The sequence below is a fragment of the Streptohalobacillus salinus genome, assembly GCF_003201605.1.
GTDB classification, from domain to species: domain Bacteria; phylum Bacillota; class Bacilli; order Bacillales; family Amphibacillaceae; genus Streptohalobacillus; species Streptohalobacillus salinus.
In genome coordinates, this window is record NZ_QJJR01000013.1 from 20,621 (window position 1) to 47,046 (window position 26,426).

19 protein-coding genes are annotated in these 26,426 nt (G+C 41.3%); 11 read left to right on the forward strand and 8 right to left on the reverse strand.

Annotated features, from left to right (window positions below; translation table 11 throughout):
- Window positions 1–111 precede the first annotated feature (111 nt).
- Entirely contained in the window at window positions 112–2,550 is a 2,439-nt protein-coding gene (gene lexA, locus DES38_RS09765; protein ID WP_110251925.1) for a transcriptional repressor LexA, read from the forward strand.
- 187 nt (window positions 2,551–2,737) lie between these two features.
- Here lexA and DES38_RS09770 read toward each other — a convergent pair whose 3' ends face one another.
- A complete protein-coding gene (locus DES38_RS09770) occupies window positions 2,738–3,604 on the reverse strand; it encodes a helix-turn-helix domain-containing protein (RefSeq protein WP_170114386.1) in 867 nt (288 codons plus the stop codon).
- 376 nt (window positions 3,605–3,980) lie between these two features.
- Between DES38_RS09770 and DES38_RS09775 the strand changes: the two genes are divergently transcribed.
- Window positions 3,981–4,454, forward strand: a complete 474-nt coding sequence (locus DES38_RS09775; RefSeq protein ID WP_110251927.1) for an AraC family transcriptional regulator — start codon at window positions 3,981–3,983, stop codon at window positions 4,452–4,454.
- Between the two features lie 352 nt (window positions 4,455–4,806).
- Here the strand turns inward: DES38_RS09775 and DES38_RS09780 are convergent, their stop codons facing one another.
- Window positions 4,807–5,259 (reverse strand): competence protein ComK, encoded by a 453-nt coding sequence (locus DES38_RS09780; protein WP_110251928.1) that lies wholly within the window; start codon window positions 5,257–5,259, stop codon window positions 4,807–4,809.
- A 375-nt stretch (window positions 5,260–5,634) separates the two neighbouring features.
- Between DES38_RS09780 and DES38_RS09785 the strand changes: the two genes are divergently transcribed.
- From DES38_RS09785 to DES38_RS09795, 3 genes are all read left to right on the forward strand, one after another.
- Window positions 5,635–7,062 carry a sodium/glutamate symporter gene (locus DES38_RS09785; protein WP_110251929.1) on the forward strand — a complete coding sequence of 476 codons (1,428 nt, stop codon included), beginning with the start codon at window positions 5,635–5,637 and terminating at the stop codon, window positions 7,060–7,062.
- A gap of 318 nt (window positions 7,063–7,380) precedes the next feature.
- Window positions 7,381–8,838, forward strand: a complete 1,458-nt coding sequence (locus tag DES38_RS09790; RefSeq protein WP_110251930.1) for an alpha-amylase — start codon at window positions 7,381–7,383, stop codon at window positions 8,836–8,838.
- Window positions 8,839–8,978: 140 nt separating this feature from the next.
- Window positions 8,979–9,965 carry an aldo/keto reductase gene (locus tag DES38_RS09795; protein WP_211305857.1) on the forward strand — a complete coding sequence of 329 codons (987 nt, stop codon included), beginning with the start codon at window positions 8,979–8,981 and terminating at the stop codon, window positions 9,963–9,965.
- A 128-nt stretch (window positions 9,966–10,093) separates the two neighbouring features.
- Here the strand turns inward: DES38_RS09795 and DES38_RS09800 are convergent, their stop codons facing one another.
- Window positions 10,094–11,482, reverse strand: coding sequence for an MATE family efflux transporter (locus DES38_RS09800; protein WP_110251932.1), 1,389 nt, complete (start codon window positions 11,480–11,482; stop codon window positions 10,094–10,096).
- 286 nt (window positions 11,483–11,768) lie between these two features.
- Here DES38_RS09800 and DES38_RS09805 point away from each other — a divergent pair, with 286 nt between their 5' ends.
- Complete coding sequence (locus DES38_RS09805) at window positions 11,769–12,194, forward strand: Hsp20/alpha crystallin family protein (RefSeq protein ID WP_110251933.1); 426 nt, start codon at window positions 11,769–11,771, stop codon at window positions 12,192–12,194.
- A 92-nt stretch (window positions 12,195–12,286) separates the two neighbouring features.
- On the opposite strand, the gene DES38_RS09810 is transcribed toward DES38_RS09805, so the two are convergent.
- The 3 genes from DES38_RS09810 to dhaS form a co-directional block, all read right to left on the reverse strand.
- Window positions 12,287–13,198: an alpha/beta fold hydrolase gene (locus DES38_RS09810; RefSeq protein WP_110251934.1), complete on the reverse strand. Its 912-nt coding sequence runs from the start codon at window positions 13,196–13,198 to the stop codon at window positions 12,287–12,289.
- Between the two features lie 71 nt (window positions 13,199–13,269).
- Window positions 13,270–14,256 carry a dihydroxyacetone kinase subunit DhaK gene (locus DES38_RS09815; protein WP_110251935.1) on the reverse strand — a complete coding sequence of 329 codons (987 nt, stop codon included), beginning with the start codon at window positions 14,254–14,256 and terminating at the stop codon, window positions 13,270–13,272.
- Window positions 14,257–14,262: 6 nt separating this feature from the next.
- Entirely contained in the window at window positions 14,263–14,814 is a 552-nt protein-coding gene (dhaS, locus tag DES38_RS09820) for a dihydroxyacetone kinase transcriptional activator DhaS (RefSeq protein ID WP_110251936.1), read from the reverse strand.
- Window positions 14,815–14,986: 172 nt separating this feature from the next.
- Here dhaS and DES38_RS09825 point away from each other — a divergent pair, with 172 nt between their 5' ends.
- The 3 genes from DES38_RS09825 to dhaK all read left to right on the forward strand — a co-directional run bounded on the left by DES38_RS09825 (window position 14,987) and on the right by dhaK (window position 20,288).
- Entirely contained in the window at window positions 14,987–16,096 is a 1,110-nt protein-coding gene (locus DES38_RS09825; RefSeq protein WP_110251937.1) for a glycerol dehydrogenase, read from the forward strand.
- A 180-nt stretch (window positions 16,097–16,276) separates the two neighbouring features.
- Entirely contained in the window at window positions 16,277–18,286 is a 2,010-nt protein-coding gene (locus tag DES38_RS09830) for a serine aminopeptidase domain-containing protein (protein WP_245882003.1), read from the forward strand.
- A 235-nt stretch (window positions 18,287–18,521) separates the two neighbouring features.
- Complete coding sequence (gene dhaK / locus DES38_RS09835) at window positions 18,522–20,288, forward strand: dihydroxyacetone kinase subunit DhaK (RefSeq protein ID WP_110251938.1); 1,767 nt, start codon at window positions 18,522–18,524, stop codon at window positions 20,286–20,288.
- Window positions 20,289–20,515: 227 nt separating this feature from the next.
- Here the strand turns inward: dhaK and DES38_RS09840 are convergent, their stop codons facing one another.
- On the reverse strand, window positions 20,516–21,373 hold the full coding sequence (locus DES38_RS09840) for an SDR family NAD(P)-dependent oxidoreductase (RefSeq protein ID WP_110251939.1): 858 nt from the start codon (window positions 21,371–21,373) through the stop codon (window positions 20,516–20,518).
- Window positions 21,374–21,418: 45 nt separating this feature from the next.
- Window positions 21,419–23,359, reverse strand: a complete 1,941-nt coding sequence (locus DES38_RS09845) for an oxidoreductase (RefSeq protein ID WP_211305854.1) — start codon at window positions 23,357–23,359, stop codon at window positions 21,419–21,421.
- A 327-nt stretch (window positions 23,360–23,686) separates the two neighbouring features.
- On the opposite strand from DES38_RS09845, the gene DES38_RS09850 reads away from it, so the two are divergent.
- Window positions 23,687–25,249, forward strand: coding sequence for a PucR family transcriptional regulator (locus DES38_RS09850; protein WP_110251941.1), 1,563 nt, complete (start codon window positions 23,687–23,689; stop codon window positions 25,247–25,249).
- A gap of 104 nt (window positions 25,250–25,353) precedes the next feature.
- On the forward strand, window positions 25,354–26,426 hold a 1,073-nt coding region (locus DES38_RS09855), incomplete at its 3' end, for a glycerol dehydrogenase (protein WP_110251942.1).

A 26,426-nucleotide genomic window follows, 5' to 3' on the forward strand; every position in this document is an offset into this window, starting at 1 on the left:
GTGCTGTATTTATAAAACAACAGGGTTAAGCGTGATAAATAGACCAACGCATGCCGCTAAGCTTATGGTACACTAGAAAGAAATGGGACAGCTAAATTGGGAGGTATAACGATGAAACTTAATGTCGAACAACGGCGGCTTGTTGAATTAGAACCACAAGGGCATTTAGCGGTAAAAGGTGTGGCGGGTTCAGGGAAAACGAGTGTTGCGATTCGTCGCCTATCGTTCCTAAAAGAGAACTATTGTTTTGAACCCGACGATAAAATTTTACTCGTTACCTTTAATAAGACCTTGCTGCATTTCATAAACTATCACTATGATAAATTGTCAGAAGCAGGTACCTATGCATCACTTCTAGCAACAAACGAGAAGAATACGACCATCACAAACATTGATAAATTAATGTTTCAATCTTTCAGAAAGCGGAGCAACCGGCGTAACGCGCGTTATCAACTCGCCGAACCGGTTCAAAAACGACTTCAAGTGATGAACCAAGCGATTCAACAACTGATGACTGCATTTCCGGATGTGGCTTTATTAAAACCGAAATATAGCCGGTTTTTATTAGATGAAATTAGTTGGATTAAAGCGTGTGATATTGAAGCGCTTGAGGCCTATCAAACGATTGATCGGTTGGGTCGTTCGAGTGGCGCCAGTGGCATGCCGCAAAAAATCATCAAAAACTCAAGTACGCGTGAAGCGATTTACCGGTTGATGGAGCGGTATGATCAATTGCTTCTCGATGAGGATTTGATTGATTTTCAAACGATGAACATCATGGCGTTAAAGGAAGTTGAAGAAACAGACACGGAGAGTTACACCCACATTATCGTTGATGAAAGTCAAGACTTAACGAAAACACAACTACTGTTTTTACGTGCGATTCACCGTGATAAGCCGTACGGATCATTTATGTTTGTGGCAGATAATACCCAGAGCATTTATGCGAATTCCTGGTTAGGGAAAGGACGCTCCTATGCATCAATTGGTTATGATATGAGCGGACGAACTCGGACCTTATCAAAGAATTACCGGACGACAACTGAGATTTCAAAGGCAGCTTACGGTTTAATTGCGCATGATGAAGCAATCATGAGCAATGTCGATTTCGTTAAACCCGCTTTAATTGATCGGCATGGGCATGCGCCTATTTACCGCTTGTTTAAAAATCATGCCGACCATCTCGCCTTTCTCACTGACGAAATTACTAAACTGCAGAATGATTACGCACTGAAAGACATTTGTATTGTTGCGAAAGAAAATCGCTTACTTGAAGACATTGAACAGCATTTAACCAAGGCTGACATTCCCGCCCATCAATTAAAGGTGGCTGCGCCTGACTTTGACCGGGAAGCGATCAAGTGTTTAACGATGCATTCAATCAAGGGGTTAGAGTTTAAAGTGATTTTACTCGTTCATCTTGATGAAGGGGTGCTACCAAACTTAAAACAAGTTGACCAAGAAGATGAAGCGACGGTTGCGACAGAAGAGCGTAAGCTCTTATATGTTGGCATGACCCGAGCAAATGATTTACTGTACATGACGTCAGTGAAAAAACCGTCGCGATTCCTTCGGGAAATAAATGTCGATCATTTACGGATGTTACGTGACCAAAAGCTTCATCCCTATCAGACTGTACCGATTCCAGAGTATCGCTTAACTGATCAAGTGAATGATTTAAATGGAAAAGAAGAGAAGGTCAGACAATGGCTCATTAAAGAATTGGTTGAAACCTATCATTATCCCGACACACTGATCGCGCTTGAGTATCCCGTCCAACAGTTCTCAAAACGCGGCTATGTCGACCTTGCTGTTTCAATCTATAAAGAAAATGAAAAACAGCCTTATTTCTTTGTGGAAACAAAAGCCCTCGGATCAGGCCTCGAAGAAGCAAAGGCGCAGTTAACAAGTTATTTACAGGCAGATACGCAGGTTCGTTACGGCATTGTGACAGATGGTTTAGAGCTACTTATCTTCGATAAACAAGGGGATTATGTGACGGATATTCCGCCCTGTCAGCCGCAATTTCTGCCCCAAACAGAACATCAAAACGTCTATCATAATTTCAGAAACCAAAAAGATTATCGCTATTTAGCGGATAAAGATGATGCGAGGCAAGTCACTGTGATCGATCAGGCCTCAGAGCTTGTCTTAGATGAAACCCTAGAACGCGTGCCGGTGATTGGCGATGTCGCTGCCGGGGTTCCAATTGCTGCGACACAACACTTTGAAGATAGCGTGTATTTGCCCCGTGGTTTTATCATCAGACAAGCAGAAACATTCGCACTTACGGTTAAAGGTGACAGCATGATTAATATTGGCATTGATAAAGGAGATATCGTCATCGTCCATCGGCAACAGACAGCGGATGCGGGTGATGTGGTTATTGCGCTGATTGACGGTGAAGCGACAATGAAAACGTATCGCCCGATGGGCTCAGATATCTTGTTGCAATCAGAGAACTATAACTACGAACCGATCATCATGCATGCGAGCGACATTGAGATTAACGGCAAAGTGATAGGTGTCTTAAAAAATAATGTGGTTTAATTAAGCTGGGCGTGAAGATCTGCAATTAACGAGCCTGGCCAATCGCATGTTCAGCCCTTTATTGATTAGCCGTTTGAAGGGGCTATTTCTATGAAAAGTTAAGCCTTCAAATAATTAGACACGCTTCATACTCCATATAACCATAAAGAAGGACCACGTCGCATTGCGACATGGTCCTTCTTTATGGTTAGTCAGTGGCTGTATTATACATGGCTATCTCACTTTCAACAGACGTTTTTAAGCCCTCAAGCTCAAGCAATTCGAGGATGCTTAGGCCTTGTTGAATGAACGTGTCATCGTTCATGACCAAGCCTTTTCGGACGAGTAAGACCGCTTTCATATCATAATAGCGCATCTGGGTAGCGTCTTTAATTAAATCATCAATTTCTGCGACAGTTACGGTATGCATCGGATCATAGAACATCTTGTAAGAGAAGGTATTCAGTTTCAAGGAGAACAAAATGGTTTTTTTTAACTGATACTCAAACCCTTGATACTTATCTAACGTAAGAACCGAGCGCTTATACATTTCCGCCATTGTTTCTTCTTCAAATAAAAACAAAATGTTATTAACCAGTAAAACATCATCAAAATACCACGTGTTTCGTTCGCTTAAATGCTCCCAAACGTCAGCTGCGATAACTTTGGCTTCTTCCATATTGTTTTCGTTTAATGCCAGCAACGCCTGACAGACCTGTTGAATGTTTTCGATATGCAGGTCGTCTTGTTTGCTTAAAAATGACTGGCATTGCTGAATGATTTTGTTGAGTTGAGCGACATCAAAATTCCCTCGCGTTTGTTTAAACGCATTTATAATTTCCCAGCGATCATCAAAACGGTAGCCATTATAAATATAAAAGAACTCATCAAAGCTAATGTTAAGCCGACCCATGATGTTATGGAAGTTATCAATTCCTGGTGCAATCACGCCACGTTCGATCTTGCTGTAAGTCGTCCGGGACATCAGTTGGTCAGTAATATCCTTTTGTTTTAATCCTTTTCCGTGTCGAACACTTGTTAATGTTTGTGCAATTTGTTCCTTATCTAACGTCATAAACAATACTCCTCTAAAAAATAATGTGATTATAGTGTTCATTATAAGATATCTTATTAGAAAAGTGTAACATATACCTGATAAAAGCATCCATTTCTTCTTCGACAAAGAGGTGAGCGCATGTTTGAGATCTTAGTTGTTTGGTTAACAGGCGGAGGCGGCTGAAAACAGTCGAAGGTCTTTTCTCAGGTAGAGCGAGTGCATCAAGCCCAGTAACATCGATTAATAAATAAAGCATCAACAGCTGATGAGCGAAATGAGGCTGTTTGGTAGAAAGGGTGGTGCTTTAATTGCACCATCCTTTAAGAGAAAAACGATGTGGCAAGGTTCTTATTGTCAGTGAAGGATAGGGATAATTACGAAGGGGGCGTTTTTTATGATCAAGTCACCGATTAAAGAAAACAAAAAGTTAGTGCTTAAAAATGTCTTAACGAAACACTATCAGCGGATAGATATTCATGCAATCAAAGCGACGATCGATCAGTTTATTTATGAACTTCGGTTGCGACAAATTGAGACGACGGGACCACTTGTCGTTAGACGTAAAGGCGGAAGAATTGATAAAGACGGCAGGCACACAACGGATTTAGAGGTGTTTATTCAAGCTGAAGCTTATCCGTGCAATCAAGACTATTTCCAAACAGCAGAATCGATTTGTTTTGATCGTTGCTTACATCTCAGATACAAAGGCAAAAGAAGTCGGCTTCATTTTGCTTATTCGAAACTCGAACTTTACATTTTTAATCATGGATTAGTTACAGAAGATGATACCATTTCGGTCTACGTCCATGAGTATCAAGATCACGTGGAGATGGATGTTTTTAGACCGCTAAAACCCGTCTTGTCGTAAGCGAAAAGGTACGGTGAGGGGATAGCCTGTCGACGTTTAGGCAGTTGATTGACCCACAAAGAAGTTGACGTTTCGAAATGAATCATTAAAAATATAGCCCACTACGTTGCTTGATTAAAGGAATCAAGCAACGTGGTGGGTTCTTTGTTCGTTCAACTGAAAGGACTGGAATAGCTATTTAACCGAACGAAAAACGCGACAAAAAGCCGTGCATGTAACGTCCATCATCGGAATGCCCTCAAGCTTAGGATAAAGAATAAACCCTGTTTCATCGATGATTTGTTTTGAACGGTTATCACAATCATCGAGCGGGTAAGTGTGACAGAAATTATGGGTCTTCGTGGTAGGGTAATTACGGCTTGAAATAGAGGTGGTAACTATGCAACAGTCCCATAATGCGAACGATTTTTCGCTTTGACATTTCGACTGTTTTTGTTTTTCCATTTTTAAAATGAAAAGTAATCGCATCTTTACATTCTGTGTAGGTTTTAAGCTGGGCGGTAAATATAAAAATGCAGTCAGTGGTTCTGATCGAGTGGGTCATAAACACGTAGTGATCGTGATGAGGATGTAGGGGTAAGGCGGGTACTTGATTAAGATTAAAGAGCTTTTTTAAGGCTTTGGTGTTGCCGGTTAACGTCGTTCCTGTTTGTATAAAGGTTTGTTCTAGGATTTGTTTGCAACTTTGACTGGAATAGAGGGTTTGGTTTGTTTCTTCAATGTGTGTTTCAAATTCAAGGCCAACGGTATGTTCTAAATAGAGCGTATCTTGATGACAAAAGTAGGGGGGAATCGTCGTCTTCATTAAAGCCTCCTAAATGTGTTCATATTTTTTAATGATGGATGGTGCTACCCCTGTGATAAAGGGTGAAATCTTTTTTAGTATGCCATAAGTGAAGCGCTTACACCAGTGTTTTTTTGAGTTTTTTTAAAAAAAGAGCGAAAACATTGTCTGGTTTTTAATTTTCAGCATGAAAGCGTGAAAAACAAGCGTGAACTATCAGTCCTTTTTAGCTGTGATTCTGGTGAGGGAGACCGCTGAAGTGTGTTATCGTCAGAAAAATCGAAATAGTAGAATATTACAAGTTATCCTTGTATAGCCAAAAACGCTGCATTATAATAACGTTGGTGCCATTTATGAAAAATGCGCATTTTTATTTTTGTTTAGAGGAGGAATAATATGTCAGCGAACGTCATTGGTTTTAGTTTTGTTTTAATTGGTATCTTTTTAATATTAGGGAAAGTTGTGCGTCTGCACAGCAAATGGTTACGTGATTTGTTTTTACCGAGTTCAATCATTGCCGGATTCATCGCGCTGTTGTTAGGCCCTGATGTTCTCGGAAGACTTGCGGAAATGCTTGTCCCTGACGTGTCATTTCTTGCAGGAGGCTTAATTCCTGATGATATATTAAGCGTCTGGTCAACGCTACCGGGGTTGTTTATAAACATTGTCTTTGCCACGTTATTTTTAGGGAAAACAGTGCCGTCAATCAAAAAGATTTGGGGAATGGCTGGTCCGCAAGTGGTGATGGGACAAACGGTCTCGTGGGGCCAGTACGTTGTGGGGATTCTTTTGGCGCTGTTTGTTTTAACGCCCGTGTTTGGCATGAGCCCGCTGTCGGGTGCACTGATTGAAATAAGTTTTGTTGGTGGACACGGAACAGCAGCTGGACTCGCAGGAACGTTTGATGAGTTAGGCTTTTCTGAAGGGGCTGACTTAGCACTTGGCCTGGCGACGATTGGTATTTTATCTGGTGTCGTGATTGGTATTTTTGTGATCAACTGGGGCTTTCGGAAAGGTTTTGCTAAACACGTTGGTGGGCGTAGTTACTTTACTGATGAAGAACGTGAGCGCATTGGTGAGTCGTATGGCTTTGAAATGGAACGTGACGTTAGAGAAGCAAAAGCGATTGAACCGTTGGCGTTTCACTTATCACTTGTAGCCGTTGCAATCGCACTCGGTTATGTGATTCAACAAGCTTTAATTGGTCTTGAAGCTTTGACCTGGGGAAGTTGGACGGATGTCTATTTATTCCCTTATGTTCCGCTTTTCCCGCTTGCGATGGTGGGTGGCGTGATTGTGCAACTATTCTTTGATAAACTAAACATTCATATGTACATTGATCAAAACTTAATCAGTAAGATTTCCGGTTTTGCGCTGGATGTCTTGTTAGTGTCTGCGCTTGGTACGTTGTCCCTTGCGGTGATTGGTGATAATTTATTGCCATTCTTATTGATCTCAATTGTTGCAATTATTTGGAACGTCTTTGCTTTTCTCTATCTCGGTCCGCGCATGATTCCAGAGGCTTGGTTTGAACGAGGATTAGGTGACTTCGGTCAAGCGACCGGAATGACAGCAACCGGGCTACTATTAATGAAAATTGCTGATCCTGATCATCAAACACCGGCGCTAGAAGGTTTCGGTTACAAACAAATTCTCTTTGAACCGTTTGTCGGTGGTGGTTTAGTTACCGCTGCATCACTGCCATTGATTTATCAATTTGGGCCGGTTGTCTTTTTGCTGATTTCTTTAGCAATTACTGTGTTTTTCCTAGTGTTTGGATTGGTTCATTTCGGTGGACTAAGAAAAAATAAAAGCAATAGCTAGTGATGCAATCTAAGGAAGTTAAACGGATTAATGATAAGATCTAATCGGTATTGCTAAACATAAAGACCTTTATTCGAATGGGGAAAGCCCGTGCGAAAAAGGTCTTTTTAGCTTTTCAGGAGCACGTCATCGAGACACCAATGCCACACGCTCATTCAAAAAGGCTCTTTCAAACAGGCAACATATAAATAATGTACTGTGCTAAAGGACGTAAAATGATGTTCATTCGGATAAGGGTTCATCACGAATGTTACCTGAAAATGTTTAAAAACAGCGAAAGAATGGTATATGTAGGAAAAACGGGAAGAAGGAATACGGATGCAAACAAATGGGGTAATGTTTCAAGCGTTTGAGTGGTATTTAAAAGATGATGGCAACTATTATTTAGATATGATTGAAAAGTTAGATGAATTAAAAGACATGGGTGTTGATAGCATTTGGTTACCACCGGTAACTAAAGCACAAGGAACAAATGATACCGGATACGGCGTGTATGATTTATATGATTTAGGCGAGTTTGATCAAAAGGGCGATGTTCGAACAAAATACGGCACGAAAGAGCAACTTCATCAATTGATTGATAAGATTCATCAGCGGGACATGAGGGTTTATTGTGATGTTGTTATTAATCACAAAGCAGGCGCAGATGAAGAAGAAACCTTTCAAGCGGTTCCGGTCGATGAAAATGACCGTACCCAAGAAATTGATACGCCTCGTGAAATCAAGGGATGGACCAAGTTTATCTTTCCTGGACGAGACGGAAAATACTCAGATTTCACCTGGAACTTTCATCACTTTAACGGCGTCGATTATGACAGCAAACATGATGAGACGGGCATCTTTCGTATTTTAGGTGAAAACAAAGGGTGGAACTATGGTGTCAGTAAAGACAAAGGAAACTTTGATTATTTGATGTTTGCCAATATTGATCATGCGCACCCAGAAGTAGAACAAGAACTGAAAGATTGGATAGGTTGGTTTATAGAAACACTGAATATTGACGGTATTCGTCTAGATGCAGTTAAGCATATTGACCATCATTTCATGGAGCGTTTTGTTAAACATGTCCATGCAGAAACCAATGATGACTTCTATGTGTTAGGAGAGTACTGGGATCAAAAAGGCGATCATAAAGATATCTATTTGAAAGAAACGAACTATACGATTGATTTATTTGATGTTGATCTGCATTATCATTTTCATGAAGCGTCGAAAAAAGATGATTATGATTTCAGTAAACTTTTTGATAATACACTGTTGAAAGATCATCCAACTCGGGCGGTGACCTTTGTGGATAATCATGATACGCAACCGGAACAGTCACTGGAGTCATTTGTAGAACCGTGGTTTAAACCCCTTGCTTATGCGATTATTCTCTTGCGAAAAGAAGGTTACCCTTGTCTTTTTTATGGGGATGTTTACGGGATTAATCAACCAAAGATTGAACCCATCAATAAGGTCATCACACAATTAGCGAAAATTAGAGGCCTTTATGCCTATGGGGATGAAGACTTGTATCTGGACGGTGGTCATTGTTTAGGCTTTGTGCGCCACGGAGACGATAAACATCCGCAGCAACTCATCACCGTCATGTCACAAAGAGATGCGACAACGATTAAGATGTTCATTGGCAAAGAACATGCGGGTAAAGTGTTTGCCGATGTACTAGGCCACACAGAAGCAAAGGTGACGATTGATGATGAGGGTTATGGTGCGTTTAAAACAGAAGCAGGCAACGTCTCTGTCTATTTAGTGGAAGGAACGACCATTGACTAATTCCTGGATGTAGTGAAGAAGTCAAAAGCGATACAAATTAGGGGAATACCTAAAGCTGTGTCGCTTTTTCTTTTTCCTCATTTAAGTTAAACTAGTCATGTAAGCGCAAACAAACATAAGAGAAGAAAGGGATGAACGAATTGAACTATCATACATTAGGTAAAACAGGCTATAAGATTAGTGAACTCAGTTTTGGAACGTGGGCAATCGGTGGTGCTTGGGGAAAGACAAACGATGAAGAATCGTTACGTGCTCTAGAAATCGCCATTGAAAAGGGGGTTAATTTCTTCGATACCGCTGATGTCTACGGTGACGGACATAGTGAAGAACTGTTACGGGAGGCAACGAAAGGCAAAGAAGATGAGATTTATGTTGCTTCTAAATTCTGTCGCAAGGGAGATATTCACGATCCAGACAATTATTCAAAAGAAGCAGTGACGAATTACTTAAATGACACGTTAAAACGTCTCGGCCGTGATACGTTGGATTTATATCAGATCCACTGTCCCCCATTAGAAATCTTACAAGAAGGATCTGTTTTCCGGGTCTTAGATGATTTAAAAGCAGCGGGTAAGATTCGTCACTATGGTGTCAGTATCGAGACCGTTGAAGAAGGTTTGTATTTGCTTGAGAATGAACCAGGTGTAAGTACCTTACAGGTCATTTTCAATATGATGCGTCAAAAACCATTGGATGAACTCTTCCCAAAAGCAGTGGCGAAAAATGTTGGCATTATCGCACGCTTGCCACTTGCGAGTGGCTTATTGACCGGGAAATTCAATAAGAACCATACATTTGAAAGTGACGACCACCGCAACTTCAATAAAGACGGAGAAGCGTTCAATGTTGGGGAAACCTTTGGTGGACTTCCCTTTGAAACAGGGGTAGAACTTGCCAATAAACTGAACTGGATTGCCGATGATCACGGTGATATGGCCCAAGCAGCTTTGAAGTGGATCATGCAACAACCAGGGGTATCAACGGTTATTCCTGGCTTTAAAAACACAAAACAGGTCAAAGATAATCTAGGTTCAGTTGCTGTCAAAGACTTTACCGAAGCTGAGTTGAATAGATTACGTGACTTCTATCAAGAAGAGATCCATCAACACATTCGCGGACCGTATTAAAAAAATGAGCTAAAGCGACAGGTCCCTCGTGGCTTAATAAAAAGAAGTGAGCGCCCCCCTAAGCAGATGGCTTGAGGTGGCGCTCGTTTTTTATCTTATTTGACTAGACGACGACAGGACTCGTAAGTTTATCTTTCTAAATCTTCAATAATGTCCTGACCACGGTCGACCAGTGATTTACCCATCCAGCGCTTACTGCGCCAGCGCCACCACATGATTCCCGCTCTAATCCACTCATCCATTAACATCGCTACCCAGACCCCAGCAAGACCATAGCCGAGCTGAATACCGAGTAAGTAAGACATCGGAATGGCCACCCCCCACATAATTAACATACCGATAAGGACAGGGAAACGTGCATCACCAGAGGCCCGGAGCGCACTAATGATGACCAAGTTAGACGTCCGCCCAGGCTCGAGAATTAATCCAATCACTAAAATTGTTGCCCCTAAAGAAATCACATCGGGATCATTACTGAAAATGCCAAAGACTTGTTCGCCAAATATCGCAAGCACCGAGCCGATGGTTAAGGCAACCGTTAGGGCGTGACGCACACCGATGAACATATTGTGATAGGCTTCATCGTCTTTACCTGCTCCTACTAATTGACCAATAAAGATTTGCATCCCTTTTGATATCGACATCGAGAAGATTGTCATAAAGCCCATAAAGTTTTGGGCATAGACGCGTGTCGCAAGTGCTGTGGGTCCGAGTGAGGTGACAAAAATCGTGATCACAATTTGTGAAATGTTGTACGATAACTGTTCACCGGCAGCAGGGACACCAATTTGTAAGATTTTCTTTAAATATTCTTTCTCAAAGGTAAGAAACGCTTTGAATGGTAACTTAATCGGCATCCGGCGGACGAGTAAAACAAAAATACCAATCATCGCTAAGAAACGCATGGCTGAGGTGGCCATGGCGACCCCTTGGACACCAAGCTCAGGAAATCCTAACGCACCAAAGATAAAGACATAGTTACCGAAGATGTTTAAGGCATTCATAATAAGGACGACAAACATGACATCTTTCGTATGACCCATCGCTTGTAGGATCGCAGAGACAGTTAAAATCATCGCCTGCGCAAAGAGAAATGCACCGACTATGGACATGTAGGTCATCGCAAATTCGTAGAGCTCAGCTTCGAGTGAAAACAAACCAATGAATTGTTCACGGAAACTAAAGACCACTGCACTTATAAACAGACCGAAGGATAAATTGATGGTAATCGCATGAGCGATGGTCTTTCTGACCCCTTCGGGGTTATTGGCGCCAACAAATTGTGAGACGACCACACCCGAACCCATCGCGGTAAAGTTAAATAAGACAAAGGTAAACATCATGACTTGATTGACGACACCAATCGCGGCAACGGCATCATCGGATATGTAACTAAGCATAAACACGTCAGAAAAACGCATCAGCATTTGTAAGAAAACTTCAATAAAAATCGGCCATGTGATTAAAAATAATTGGCGCTTCGCAGAGATAGCTGCAGTATTTGTTAAGCGTTCCATAGATAGTCACCATACTTTTCTTCGTTTTGTAAACGCTATTATATCATAGCTTAGTCATGTGTGGTGTCTTTTGTTCGAGAATCGAAGCTTTTTTCTGATTTTTCTATCGTTTTAGGGGGGACGAATGGTTAGCGTTGTTAGTTATAAGCGATCGGAGTGCTGTCGTTAAACAGGGTGAAAAAAAGGGAGAAATGTCAAGAAATCTTCACCAAAAAGGTGTTTATACTGCTGCAAAGGTGGTATTAAAAATAGTGGAGAGGCCAAATTAAAAAGGAGGAATGAATTGATGGGCAGCTTGTTTCCAAGAAAAGACGATTTCTTTGATGCATTGCCACGTCTCTTTGACCGTGATCATGAGTTGTTTTCACCTTTTCACCGCCACGAGATGCCAAAGGTGGACGTGGTCGAAAAGGATGATCACTATGTAATTGATGCTGAACTTCCTGGTTTTGAGAAAGATGATGTTGTTGTTTCGTACAAGGATGACTATTTGATGATTGAAGGTAAGCGCGAAGCAGAAGTTAATGTTGAAGAAGACAACTATGTTCGAAAAGAGCGCGCCACAGGCTCATTTAAACGCCAATTCTTTGTAGGTGATATCGACGAAACAAAGATTAAAGGCGCGTTTAAAAATGGTGTGCTTACGGTTACCGTACCCAAACCATCAACAACCCTCTCCGAAGAAAAACGTTATCGTATTGACTTAGAATAGTTAGCGGATTAACCTGTTTACTAATTTAAAAGACCATTGCGTTCACGTGAGAGCATATATGAGGCTGTCATGTGAACGCATTTTTTTGGTGGTTAAGCATTAATCTGGCGCTCTATCCACAGCTGAATATCATGAATGACTTCTTTACGGTTTGTCTCAAAGATTAGCTCGTGGCGTGCACCTGGATAAAAAGTAACATCAATTTGTTTAACGCCAATTTGTTCATAGGCATGAATCGCTTTTTTGACACCTTTAGTGAAGTTACCAACCGGGTCATCTGTGCCACTAATAAACAAGATAGCCAAATCTTTATTTACCTTGGTTAATGCTTCCGGTTTATGCAAGGTGTCAATGCCTGTGAGTAAATCGTAAAAGAACTGACTGGTCGAGATAAAACCGCTTAGCGGGTCTTTTCTGTAAAGTGCGACTTGTGCTTGATCACGACTCAACCAGCTCCCCGTTTTAAAATGGTTTTGGAAGCGACCAAAACTTAATTTGTCCATCAGCCTACTTTTATGTGTCTGATTAAAAAGTAATGTTTCCAATTTGGCGATCAAGCTGCCTATTTTTCCAACGATGCCTTGATGATAACCGGTGCCAGATAAAATCACGGCGGTTTTATCATCTGGGTACTTCTCAATATAACGACGGACTAAAAATGACCCCATACTATGGCCCATCATGATTTGGGGAACCGACGCGTAATCCATTGCGATATGGTGATGGATTAAGGATAAATCGTCAACAGCCATTTCAAAACCTGCTTCTTTTGCGAAAAAGCCCATCACTCCCATCTTTTCTCCGGTTTTACCATGGCCACGGTGGTCGTTGGCAATGACGGAAATGCCATTTGTTTGCAAAAAGGTAAAAAACGCATGATAACGTCCTGCATGTTCACCCATCCCGTGGGCAAATTGGAGGACAGCCTTCGGATCGTTTGCCTTATAGTGATACAAGTAAATAGGGGTACCATCGGTTGATGTGAACCACTCTGTTGAAAACATTTCAATCACTCCTTAAGTGAAAAGCTAGCATTGTTAAGCTCTGTTCATAAGCCTCAGGCGTTTCGGTCTTCTTACCAATGCGATGCGTCTGTGGCTGCTTCAAGTGCGCGGATCCATTTCTGGTCAGCGAGTTTCAATAGTGTTAGTGACATGCCGTGCATGTTGTAAGACGTTAAATGATTTCCGACTTTAAGGACAGGAATGGTTAATTGTTCCAATTGCAAAAGACGCCGGACATCATTTGTGAAAATATATTGTTCCATTAAGGGTGTTGAACCGAGGCCGTTAATAAGGACGGCATAGTGATCATTTGGGTGCCAGTGATTGATGCGTTTTAATTTATTGACGAGTTCAATCGCAAGCTGTTCGGATGATTTAAATGCCTCTTTCCGGTACCCTTTCTCTCCGTGAATCCCAACCCCAAAGTACACTTCTGAATCAGATAATGTAAATGACGGCGCATCTGTACCCGGAACATAGGCCGGCGCTAAGGCTACACCTAACGTATAAAGGTTATCGTTAATTGTTTCCGCAAGTTGGACGAGTTCCGGTAATGTTGCGCCCTCTCTCGCATATGCGCCAAGTATTTTTTGAGCAAACACAGTTCCCGCTACCCCGCGTTTGCGTTTTTTGTAAGTCAATTTATCTTCAATGGAATGGTCATCTGAGATCGTGACCAGTTCAACCTTGTGACCCTCTGCTTCGGCAATTTCTTTTGCTTTCGTAAACATTTCGACATCACTGGCAAAGTTTTTAACGATCAATAAGACACCAGCCCCGGTATCGGTTAATTTAATGGCTTCGACAATGGCTTCTGGAAAAGGGGGGGTAAATAAGTCACCACTGACGCTTGCAGTAAGCATTCCTGCGCCAACGTATCCAAAGTCGGCCGGTTCGTGACCCGAACCACCGCCACTGATTAAAGCAACTTGGTCTGTCACCTTTTGATAAGTGATTTTATGGGTAAGGTCTAACTGGATACGGTTACGATGTTCCGCCTGGTAACCACTTAACATTGCCCGTACATTTTTTTTAGCATGATTCTGTATGTGTTTCATCTGTTGTCACTCCTTCTTCTCGCACATTTTGTTGATTAAGTATGTATAGACATAATCGGCTAGTTCTTCAGGGGGTTCAACACAACCAGCTTCAATCCAATCAGTGATAATGCCAACTAAGCCATGACTGAAAAAACTAGCGATGGTTTCTTTCTTCTTTTCAGTTAAGTTAACGCTCGATTGATACAAATCCGTTAATGCTTTTGAAAAGAGCGCTTTCAAATTAATGTAAAGATATTCGCGGAAGCCATTTTGTTCAGTAATTGCTAAGGCGTTTTTATAGTATTTTTGATGTCTGTAAAAATAGACAAACACTTGATTTAGAATGGTGTCCCACCGTTCATAATCAAGAAAATCTGAGATGTTTTCTTTTGTTTCTGTTTGATAAATCCATTCTAATAACTCAAATTTATCTTGAAAGTGATAGTAAAACGTCTGACGTCTCATATCAGCCATCTTCATAATATCACTAACAGAAATTTTAACGAATGCTTCTTTTTGCATTAATGTTTTAAAGGCATGTGCAATAATTTTTTTCGTTATAATCGATTGGTTCATTTTATCACCCCACTATATTGTAGCGAAGATCGATCGAAATGACGAGCGAAAAGCGCGTGAGTTTTGACAGTTAAATAAATCTGTCCGTTTATTTTTAAGCGCTTTCATTTTATGATTGAATTAATTACTTTTCATCGTTATAGGGTGGGAAGGAAAACAAGGAGGCGTTTAAATGGACAAGATTTTCGTGAGTCCCAGTCGTTACGTGCAAGGAAAAGATTTGATGTTTCATGCGGGTCCTTATTTAGAGCCGTTTGGAACACGCGTGTTAGTTTTAGCAGATCCGTTCGTCCAAGATTTAGCTGCGAACAAGTTGATTGAAAAGTTAACTGGAGAGTTTAAGGTGACAAAAGTGACCTTTAATGGTGAATGTTCGATGAAAGAGATTCATCGGGTCAGTGACATTGCTGAAGAAGAGACAGTGGATTTCATTTTAGGCATGGGCGCAGGTAAAGCGCTGGACACGGCAAAAGCTGTCGCAAACAATTTGAATGTGCCAGTTGTCGTTTTCCCAACCCTTGCATCAACGGATGCGCCAACGTCTGGTTTATCGGTTGTGTATACAGAAGAAGGTGCATTTGATCAATACTTATTCTATAAAAAGAATCCAGATCTCGTTTTAATGGATACTAAAATTATTGCGGGTGCACCTGCGAAGATGTTAGCATCAGGCATCTCAGATGCCTTAGCGACACTCGTGGAAGCACGCGCGGTTAAACAAAAAAACGGCAACACGATGAGTGGGGGAAAAGCAACGATTGCTGGTTTTGCGATTGCGGAAAAATGTGAAGAAGTCCTGTTTGATTACGGGATGCTTGCCTATGAAGCCAATAAAGCAAACGTTGTGACACCAGCGCTCGAAGCGATTGTTGAAGCGAATACGTTGCTTTCTGGTCTTGGCTTTGAAGACTCAGGTCTAGCGGCAGCACATGCGATTCATAACGGCTTTACCGCCGTCGATGGTGACATCCACCATTTATCACATGGAGAGAAAGTAGCCTACGGAACCTTGACGCAATTGGTCTTAGAAAATAAAACGCTCACAGAAATTGAACGTTACTTGGCGATGTATGTGGCCCTTGATTTACCGGTCACGTTAGAACAGATGCATTTAGAAGATAAATCCTATGAAGAATTGTTAGCCGTTGGTAAGTCGGCGACAAAAGCGGGCGAAACGATGGAAAACATGCCATTTGACGTGACAGCTGAGGATGTCGTTGAAGCGATTCGTGCCGTTGATGTTTATGCTAAAGCCTATTTGAAAAAGCATGCAATAACATAGACGGATCGATGAAGTGTTCAGGGGAATAAAGGGGTATCAGACACGGCAGCAGTAAATACAACGAAACATAAATAATAATTGCTTAAGTGCCGTTTATATATTTTAAGCTCTTTATAGCTTTTCGTTAAAGATACACGGCTTAGGTAGTTGATATTTATGATGAAAATGGAGGTAAGTCAATTGAAAAAACGAACATTGGTATTATTGATTACATCATTAGCCTTAATTTTGATTGGGAGTTTAATTGCTTCAATCAGTAATAACTCAGGTGGTGACGTAGATGTCTCACGGATAAGTTTTGAAACAGATAGCGGCGAACTCTCAGGGTTATTATATTTACCTGATGGCGCAGAAAGTGAACCACGTCCAACAATTGTGGCAACGCATGGTTATTTAAACTCAGCGGAGATGCAAGCACCACAAGCGATTGAAATGTCAAAACGAGGTTATGTTGTTTTAGCGCTTGATCAATACGATCACGGTCATTCTGTTGGGACGATGGATAAATCAATTCCATTCTTCTCTTTCTGGCCAACATCAATTTATGATGCGGTTAATTATATGTATGAACAAGATTACGTATTGAAAGATGAAGATGGAAACGGGATTATTGCTGTTTCTGGTCACTCAATGGGTGGCTTCTCATCAACCCATGCCATCTTACTAGACGAAATGTTCTATGAACAAGCAGGGATTAGAAAAATTGATAGCTACTTATCAATGGGCTCTGATTATCAGTGGATTTATGCACTTGGGTATGAACTAGAAGACATCGCAGCTGCATATGGTCCGAGAACTGCTGGTAAAATTGCCGGGACTTATGATGAATTCTTCTTCAGTCCAGAAGCGACCGCTCAAGGTCAAACCGTAGTAGAGAAAAATTATATTGCCACTGAAGAAGGGCAAGCTTTCTTAGGTCATCCCGAAGACCCTACTGTTGGAGAATTCTATGCGGTCGGTGATGGTCAACGGATTATTTATCAGCCAGAGGAAACGCACCCATGGAATCATTTTTCGATGACAACCACAGACCATGTCATTAACTTTTATGATGAAGCATTTGCTGAGTATGATGTAGTAGAGACGAGTGAAACCGGGCAATCATGGATGTATAAAGAGTGGTTCTCATTTGTTGCTTTAATTGGTTTCTTCTTGCTGTTTGTACCTGTGGTGCAATTATTGCTTAAGGTACCATTCTTATCAGACACGGTTGTTGAAAAACCAAAAGCACTGCCTTTACCAGCTACCGACAGTGAAAAAACGTCTAATTTAGTAATGATTATCTTTGGTGCCTTTTTCCCGGCGCTGTTATTTACGACTTTCTATAGTGGTGTGGAAGTTGGCTTAAGATTAATCACACAAATTAACTACATCATGATTGCGACAAGTTTAATTTCATTAATTGTCGCTTATGTAAAAGATAAACAGACCCACATGAAAAAATTATCAATTAGTGTCTTGATTATTGGTATTATTCAGTTCTTGATGCTGAGGTACCGCGACACATTAATCGAAGTGAGTGAGTTCTTTGGTGCACCAACAGGGAACACGATTGTTTACTGGGCATTGCATGTAGCTATTATTACCGCATTAGTCCTTGTAATAAGCTACTTTGCTTCTCAAAAAGCGAAAGGGGTCACACTTGATAATTACGGTTTAAAAACGAAGGTGAAACCTATCTTTGCTAGCTTCGTTGTTGCAGTTATTGCAATTGCGGTTGGTTATTTAATGCTCTTTATTGTTGATGCCATCTTTAAAACAGACTTTAGATTATGGACCCTCGCCGTGAAGACATTTGAAGCGCATCACCTTGTTGCTTTAATGAAGTATGCACCACTGTTCTTTGTTTTCTATTTCGTTGTTGGCTTATCAATCAATGTGAATACAGCTGATGAACGGTTTGAAGGGATCAAAGGTTACCTCGTCTCGATCTTCATGTTTGTAGGCGGTTTAATCTTCTACTTGCTCTATCAATATGGTTCACTCTTTATGACGGGTACAGCGGCCTTCCCAGCTGAAGCATTGTCTTCAATTGTTGTTATCGGTTTAGTGCCGGTGCTTATCATTGCAGCAATCTTTAACCGGTATTTCTACCGACTTACTGGGAATATTTATTTAGGAGCATTCATTAATGCATTATTGATGACGCTTATTCTACTGGCGAACACAGCCTTGTATGCCACGTTGTAAATAGGTAATCTTGGCGATTAGTGGCAGTCAAATACAAGTTATAGCTTTTAAATTTGAGGGATGTAGCAGTACGCGGCTATATCCCTCAATCCTATGAAGGACGTATCATTTACTTTTGACAATTAAACAAATGTGTCTCTGGTTTAAACACGAATCTGACATTATCATTAAGTTAAAGTGAGACTGACGTCACAAAAAAAGCAGTTACTCATTTGAAAATTGAGGAGGTTAAGAAATGAAAAAAATTATCAACCAACCAAGTACGTTAATGATGGAAATGCTGAATGGCATTGTCATGGCCCATCCGGAACTCGAGTTATTAAGAAAACACAAAGTGATTAAAAGAAAGCAATTGGACACAGATAAGGTTACCCTTATCAGTGGTGGTGGCAGTGGACATGAACCGGCCCATGCAGGCTTCGTTGGGAAAGGTATGCTTGATGCTGCAGTTTGTGGTGAAGTCTTCGCCTCACCCTCACAAATTCAAGTTTATCAAGCGATTAGAGAAACAGCCAGTACTAAAGGGACTTTGCTTATTATTAAGAACTATTCAGGAGATGTGATGAATTTTAAGAATGCGGCACATTTAGCTGAAGAAGATGGTAGAAAAGTTGATTATGTCCGGGTAGAAGATGATATTGCCGTGGAGGATAGTTTGTATACGGTCGGACGTCGCGGTGTGGCCGGTACCGTCTTGGTACATAAAGCGGCCGGAGCAGCAGCTGAAGAGGGACGTTCGCTAGAAGAAGTGAAACGTATTGCTCAAAAAGCAGCCGATAACGTGCGAAGCATTGGTATTGCACTCACTTCGTGTACCGTTCCAGCGAAGGGGTCACCGACGTTTCAGTTAGCAGAAGATGAAATGGAATATGGTGTAGGAATTCACGGTGAACCAGGCATCCGTAGAGAAAAAGTCTTATCTGCTGGTGCGTTAGCAAAGCGAATGACCACTGACGTTTTAAAAGACTTACAGATTACTGAAGGTAGTGAAGCTGAACTGGTTGTTTTAATCAATGGTTTTGGCGGGACACCGCTCCAAGAATTGTATGCCTTTAATCATGAAGTAGCAAAAGAATTATCAAAACGTCACTTGAACGTTAACCGGAGCTTTGTTGGTAACTTTATGACAAGTATTGATATGGCCGGTGTCTCGTTGTCAATTTTAAAATTGGATGACGAACTAAAAACACTTATCTCTCGAGAAAGTGATGCACCTGCTTTTAAAGTATCAGGGCCTGTTGCACGTGCACAGTATTTAGCACTTGATAAGGAAAAGACTCACGCCTCGGTGTCATTCACAGTTGAAACAGACACGGCATATGCAACGGTCAACCAAACGAAACTAACGTTACCTAACATGATCTATTTGGTTGATAAGATGAGTGAAATTATTATTGAAAACGAAGCGCCATTTTGTGAGTTAGATGCCCATGCTGGTGATGGTGATTTTGGGATGAGCATTGCGAATGGCTTTAAACAATTGAAAAGAGAATGGACAGATATCTTAAAGCAGTCAGATGATATTGGTGCGTTCTTAGAAGAAAGTGCCTTAGTCATCATGGAATATTGTGGCGGGGCGTCAGGTCCGATTTGGGGTTCAGCTTTTCGAGCTGCGGGTAAAGCAGTCGAAGGTAAAACCGAGCTAACAGTCGGGGAGTTTGCCAACATGTTAAAAGCAGCAGTTGAAGGCATTCAAGCAACTGGTGAACGTTCATTTGGTAAGGGAGCAGATATTGGTGATAAAACATTAATTGATGCCTTGATTCCGTGTCAACAAGCGTGGGCAAAGAGCGCGGCTGAGAACATGGGCTTTGATACGGCTTTTAAAGCGGGTGCTCTAGCGGCCGTTGAAGGGGCAAGAACAACAGAAGGTATTGTTGCTCATATGGGTCGAGCAGGGACAGTTGGCGAGCGAAGCATTGGTCACCCAGATGCAGGTGCCTATGCCCTTGGTGTTATCTTTACTGAGTTATCTGAAAGTATACATGTTGCAGATAAATAAGAACAGTTAGCATGTCATTATCATGATGAATGCCCGGCGCCGTTAGACCACAACCATGTGACTGACGATGTCGGGCATTCTTTTTGTTTCAGGTACGCCTGTCTAAAAAAGCAGCACTTTGGCAAACAGGTAAATAAAGCCCCCCTTTTAACAGCAAGTGATCTGTCAAAAAGGGGGCAAGGTTTTTCAAATATCATCTTAAACTTAGGCATCCACTGTTCGTTCTGTTAAGAAGAAAAGATACGAACGGACGGGATGACACCTTCTAACATATCTTTTACCCGTTTTCCAATCATGGGGTTGTATTTTGGGTGAGTTAGGATATAAAAACGTTCTTCTTCAATCGCTGTGAATACACTTTGACTAATTGAATCAATTGGTATCCCTGTGTTAATCACATGTTGAGCACGCTTTAAACCTTCTAGGAAAGTTTTACTTTGGTAGTAGGGTTCACTAGGGTTTATTTTAAAGCGCTCTGGCCGGTAATCATCTGAATGATGGAGATTGGTTTGAACAAAGCCCGGACAAAATACTGAGAGCTTAATGTTTGCTTGTTTTGCTTGCATTGCATAATTCACTGACTCACTAAGTGCAACGGTCGCATGTTTACTGGTGTGATAAGCAGCCATACTTGGTGTTGTTAATAACCCGGCAATTGAGGCGGTGTTGACGATGTGACAAGCCGTCTCTTGTTCAAGCATGATCGGAATAAAGGCGCGTAAGCCATAAGCGATTCCATTTACATTTACACTCATGATCCAGTCCCAGTCGTTCATCGGGATTTCCCAAACGGGTCCTGGCACGACGACACCGGCGTTGTTGAAGAGCAAGTCAACCTGGCCAAAGTGCTCAATCGTTTTTGTAGCAAGCTGAGCGACCTGCTCGTAAATCGAAACGTCTGTTGGTACAGCTAATACGTCACAATTCATTTCTTTTAATAAACGTTCTGTTTTTTGTAAATCATCTTCACGAATGTCAGCAAGCACCACTTTCATTTGTCGGTTGGCGCATGCTTTGGCAAATTCCACTCCGAAACCATTTCCGGCCCCAGTAATAACAGCAACTTTACCTGAAAACTCATTCATTAAATATTCCTCCTTGTGAACATGGTTATAGGATACTTCGAGCGATTAGTTTAAAACAAAGGCTTTTTCATAACCTTCGCGCACAGCGTCAGCAATACGTCCACCTTTATTTGCATCCCCAATAACAGCAACATGCGGGCAGATTTCTTTCAGTTGATCAACAAATCCGACGCGAGGTTTTACACCGACGGATAAAACGACATGATCAGCAATGATTTCATTTGTCGTGCCCGATTTTAAGTTTGTCACCGTCACATTATCGTCGTGAATCGTGTTGACACTATGTTCTGTCATGATCTCGACTTGATATTTATTTAGTTTCTGAAGCATATCAAAGCGAATCGACGGGTAAATGCCATTACCGACTGTTTTTTGCATTTCAACAATCGTGACACGGTTCCCGTCGGCGGCTAACATTTCAGCTGTTTCACAGCCAGTCATACCGGATCCGATCACGACAACTTCTTTATCAGTTAAAGTAACCTTTTCGTCGAGAATATCACTGGCAACACTAATGCGTGACTGGTCAACACCTTTAATTGGTGGAACAATATGTTCAGCACCAGCGGCCCAAAAAACGGCATGGGGATTAAGGGCACGAATATCAGCGAGTGTTGGTGACGTGTTCAGTCGAATGTCAATATTTAAGCGTTTAAGTTCATGGACTTGATAGTCAACAAACCACGTCATTTTTTCTTTGCCTGGAGGTTTACCAGCGAGTCTTAATGCGCCTCCAAGTTCACTTTCTTTTTCAAATAAGATAGGCTGGTAGTTGCGAAGTGCAAGCGTTCTTGCTGCTTCCATTCCCCCAGGTCCACCACCGATGATGACAACGACCTTGTTGTCGCCATCGGTTTCTAAATGACTAAACTCTTCTTCTCGTCCAACTTTGGGATTGACCGCACATTTGACGGCCCGACCCGCACTGACTTCTGCAATACAATGTAAACATGAAATACAAGGTCTAATGCTTTCATCTTGACCAAGTAGCGCTTTGTTTGCCCAATCGGGATCAGCGAGATGAGCTCTGCCTAAACCGATAAAATCAGAAACGTGATCGGTTAATAATTCTTCAGCAAAGTCAGGTTTACGGACAACATTGACGGCAATAACCGGAAGTTTTACCGCCGCTTTAATGGTCTTGGCTAAATGTTTTTTCCAACCTTGAGCAAACGATGTCGGTTCAACGATGGTTGCGCCAGACTCATAGATACCACTACTAATGTTTAAGGCGTCAATCCCAATGCTTTCAAGGTAGCGCGCTATTTTCACCGTATCGTCAAGTTTAAGTCCTCCCTCAACAAACTCATCAGCACTTAAGCGGACGCTAATTGGAAAATCAGCCCCGCAGATGTGTCTAATCCCGAGAATGATCTCAGTGATGAAACGCATCCTGTTCTCAAAATGGCCACCGTATTTATCAGAACGTTTATTTGTGTAAGGACTTAAAAATTGATTAATTAAGTAACCATGCGCCCCGTGTAATTCGACACCATCAACCCCAGCAATTTGCGCGAGTCGTGCCCCTTTAACAAAAGCTTTGACAAGGCCTTCAGTTTCTTCAGTTGTTAGTGCCCGGGGCTCTTCCTGTGTGCTCTTACACATAATTGCACTAGGGGCAACGATTTGTTTCCCTTTAAGTAGATGACCATGTGTTTCTCGACCTGGATGATGAAGTTGAACAAATAGTTTTGTTCCATATTTATGAACGGTCTTTGTTAAACGCTCCAGTTGTGGGACCTGTTCAGGATCCGTAGCAGTCAATTGCGTGGGTAACCCAGCCCCATACGTTTCATCAATCTTTGTGATTTCTGTGATAATTAACCCACAACCACCTCTAGCGCGTTCTTCATAGTAACGAATTAATTCAGCAGATGCTTCACCGGTGGCACTGGCGAGTGATGTTCCAATCGCTGGCATAACAATCCGGTTTTTAAGTTTGACGGATCCAATCTGACCTTCAGAAAAAAGTAACGGATATTTCATAATCTTTGTCCTCCTGTCAATAATGTGAAATAATGAACATGTCCTATTGCAAAATTATCACAGCCATATCGCGCATACAATATTCATCAGGACTAAATATCATAGGTGAAACTGTTCACAAGTAACAGTGGTAGAAACGAGTTTCTAAAGAAAAGCTGTTAAACCAGCTGTTCTGAAGTAAAAAGGATGGACGGATTCACCATTAATTAAAGCATGTTTTGGACACATCTTTAAATGTGTCCGTTTACCTGATAAGGGATCTTTAATACGGTTGTAGCAAAGGTAGAGGTGTTCTAATCAAAGCACAAAAAAAGACCTGGAGTGATCATGATGATAACTGTGCCTCAATTAGTAGAAGAGTTAGCAGCTTTTAATGCCAAGCTGTTGACGCATGATAATAACAAAACATTGACTGGTTTTGAAAACCTTTCAACTTGTAACCAGTCAAGCGTTAGTGACAAAGTGGTTTATCTAACCGATGTTTTCATGTTAGCCAAACATTTACCAGATTGCTTTGAGGTAACGTTTCTTGTTATAACAAACGAACCAGTTAACCCAGTTTTAATCAGGCAGGTTGACGATCAAAATTGTGACGTGATTATTTGTGACAGTAGCCACCAAGGAAATGATGTACATCAACGACTCAACTTAATATTTGATGAAACGTACGCTTATTTGCGTTTACACAAAGCGTTATACGATACAATTGGTCACTCACAGACTTTACATGAGATTTTAACCTACGCAGAGAGCATTTTCTTAAATCCTGTACTAATGATTGACAGCAACTTTAAAGTGATTGATTACGCTAAAAACAAAAAAATGAGTGATCCCATATGGTTAGAAATTTGCCGAAGAGGGTATTGTTCATATGAATTCGTAAAAGAAGTGATCAGCTATCAATCGGTTTTAGAAGCGCCTGAATCTGAGGTGCCCTTTACAGTTGTTTGTCATAAAAGTCAGACCCGTAAACGTGTAAGTAAAATTATTTTTGAAGGTAAATTATATGGGTTTATGATTGTTTTAGAAACGGACACTCCAATTCCTAATTATAAAGAAGTATTACTAAGTGACATAAGCAAGGTGGTTTCTAATTATTTACGGGGAAAAGTAACCTTGCATCTAGATGTCGAAGAAAAGCTGATCATCGATTTGATTGAGGGACATATCAAGACAAAGGAGGAGTTAGCTGAACGAAAAAAAGCCAGTAAGCATCTTTTCGGAAAAACCAATCGATTACTGTTGATTAAAAGTAAAGGAAAGTCACGGGCAACAAGAGAAACGATTGAAAGAGCACTGTATCAGATATTCCCCCGCGGAAGACAAGTCATTTACCAGGAACACTTACTTGTCTTAACAACCAGTTTTGGCGAGGAAATGGAAGAAGCAGTAGCTCGTGAAAGACTCATTGATACGCTAAAGGAGCATAACCTGATCGCAATTGCTAGCGAAGTATTTGAAGCGCCTTTAGCGCTGAAAGAGCTATATGAGCAACTGCTAGAAAGCTTTGTTATAGCTGAAAGGTTAAAGAATACGGATCGGTTAATAGGGTTTCAAGCGTTGAAGTTTTATCATTTGATCAATGCTGATTTAGCGGAGAAGACAATGCTTGGCCTATGTCAGACTGAATTGCTTAAATTGCGTCAACGCGACCAGAACGAACATACAGATTATTATCATTCCTTACATGTTTTTTTGCAGCATAATGGGAGCATTGCCCGCACTGCTGACGCGCTTTATATTCATCGAAACACGCTGCAAAACCGGATGAAAAAGATACGTCAACTTCTTAATCTTGACCTTGAAGACGGTGAAACTGTTTTTCAACTGATGTACTCATTCAAAGTCTTGCAATTTGTCAAGGATGCGAATGAAGGTGACTCTTTTTGACAGATTTTAAAAATTGTCCGTGTTAATTTAAGCGTTTTCATTGTAAGGTAATAATAGAACAACGATTTTTAATTATTTCTAAACAAAAAAATGGAGGGTTTTAAATGGATAAAATTTTTGTAAGTCCAAGTCGTTACATTCAAGGGAAAGATTTAATGCATCACGCCGGTCAGTATATCGAACACTTCGGTAAAAAGGTGATTGTCTTAGCCGATGAATTTGTCCAAGACCTCGCCGCTAACACATTAATTGATCATTTAAAAGATAGCTTTACCATTACGAAAGTCACCTTTAACGGTGAGTGCTCAATGAAAGAAATTGAACGGGTCAGTGCGATTGCGAAAGAAAACAATGTCGACTTTGTTTTAGGCATGGGTGCAGGTAAAGCGCTGGACACGGCAAAAGCTGTCGCGAACAATTTGAATGTGCCAGTTGTCGTTTTCCCAACCCTCGCTTCAACGGATGCGCCAACGTCTGGCTTATCGGTTGTGTATACAGAAGAAGGGGCATTTGATCAATACTTATTCTATAAAAAGAATCCTGATCTCGTTTTAATGGATACTAAAATTATTGCGGGTGCACCAGCGAAGATGTTGGCATCAGGCATCTCAGATGCCTTAGCGACACTCGTGGAAGCACGCGCGGTTAAACAAAAAAACGGCAACACGATGAGTGGGGGAAAAGCAACGATTGCTGGCTTTGCGATTGCGGAAAAATGTGAAGAAGTCCTGTTTGATTACGGGATGCTTGCCTATGAAGCCAATAAAGCAAACGTTGTGACACCAGCGCTCGAAGCGATTGTTGAAGCGAATACGTTGCTTTCTGGTCTTGGCTTTGAAGACTCAGGTCTAGCGGCAGCACATGCGATTCATAACGGCTTTACCGCCGTCGATGGTGACATCCACCATTTATCACATGGAGAGAAAGTGGCCTACGGAACTTTGACGCAATTGGTCTTAGAAAATAAAACGCTCACAGAAATTGAACGTTACTTGGCGATGTATGTGGCCCTTGATTTACCGGTCACGTTAGAACAGATGCATTTAGAAGATAAATCCTATGAAGAATTGTTAGCCGTTGGTAAGTCGGCGACAAAAGCGGGCGAAACGATGGAAAACATGCCATTTGACGTGACAGCTGAGGATGTCGTTGAAGCGATTCGTGCCGTTGATGTATA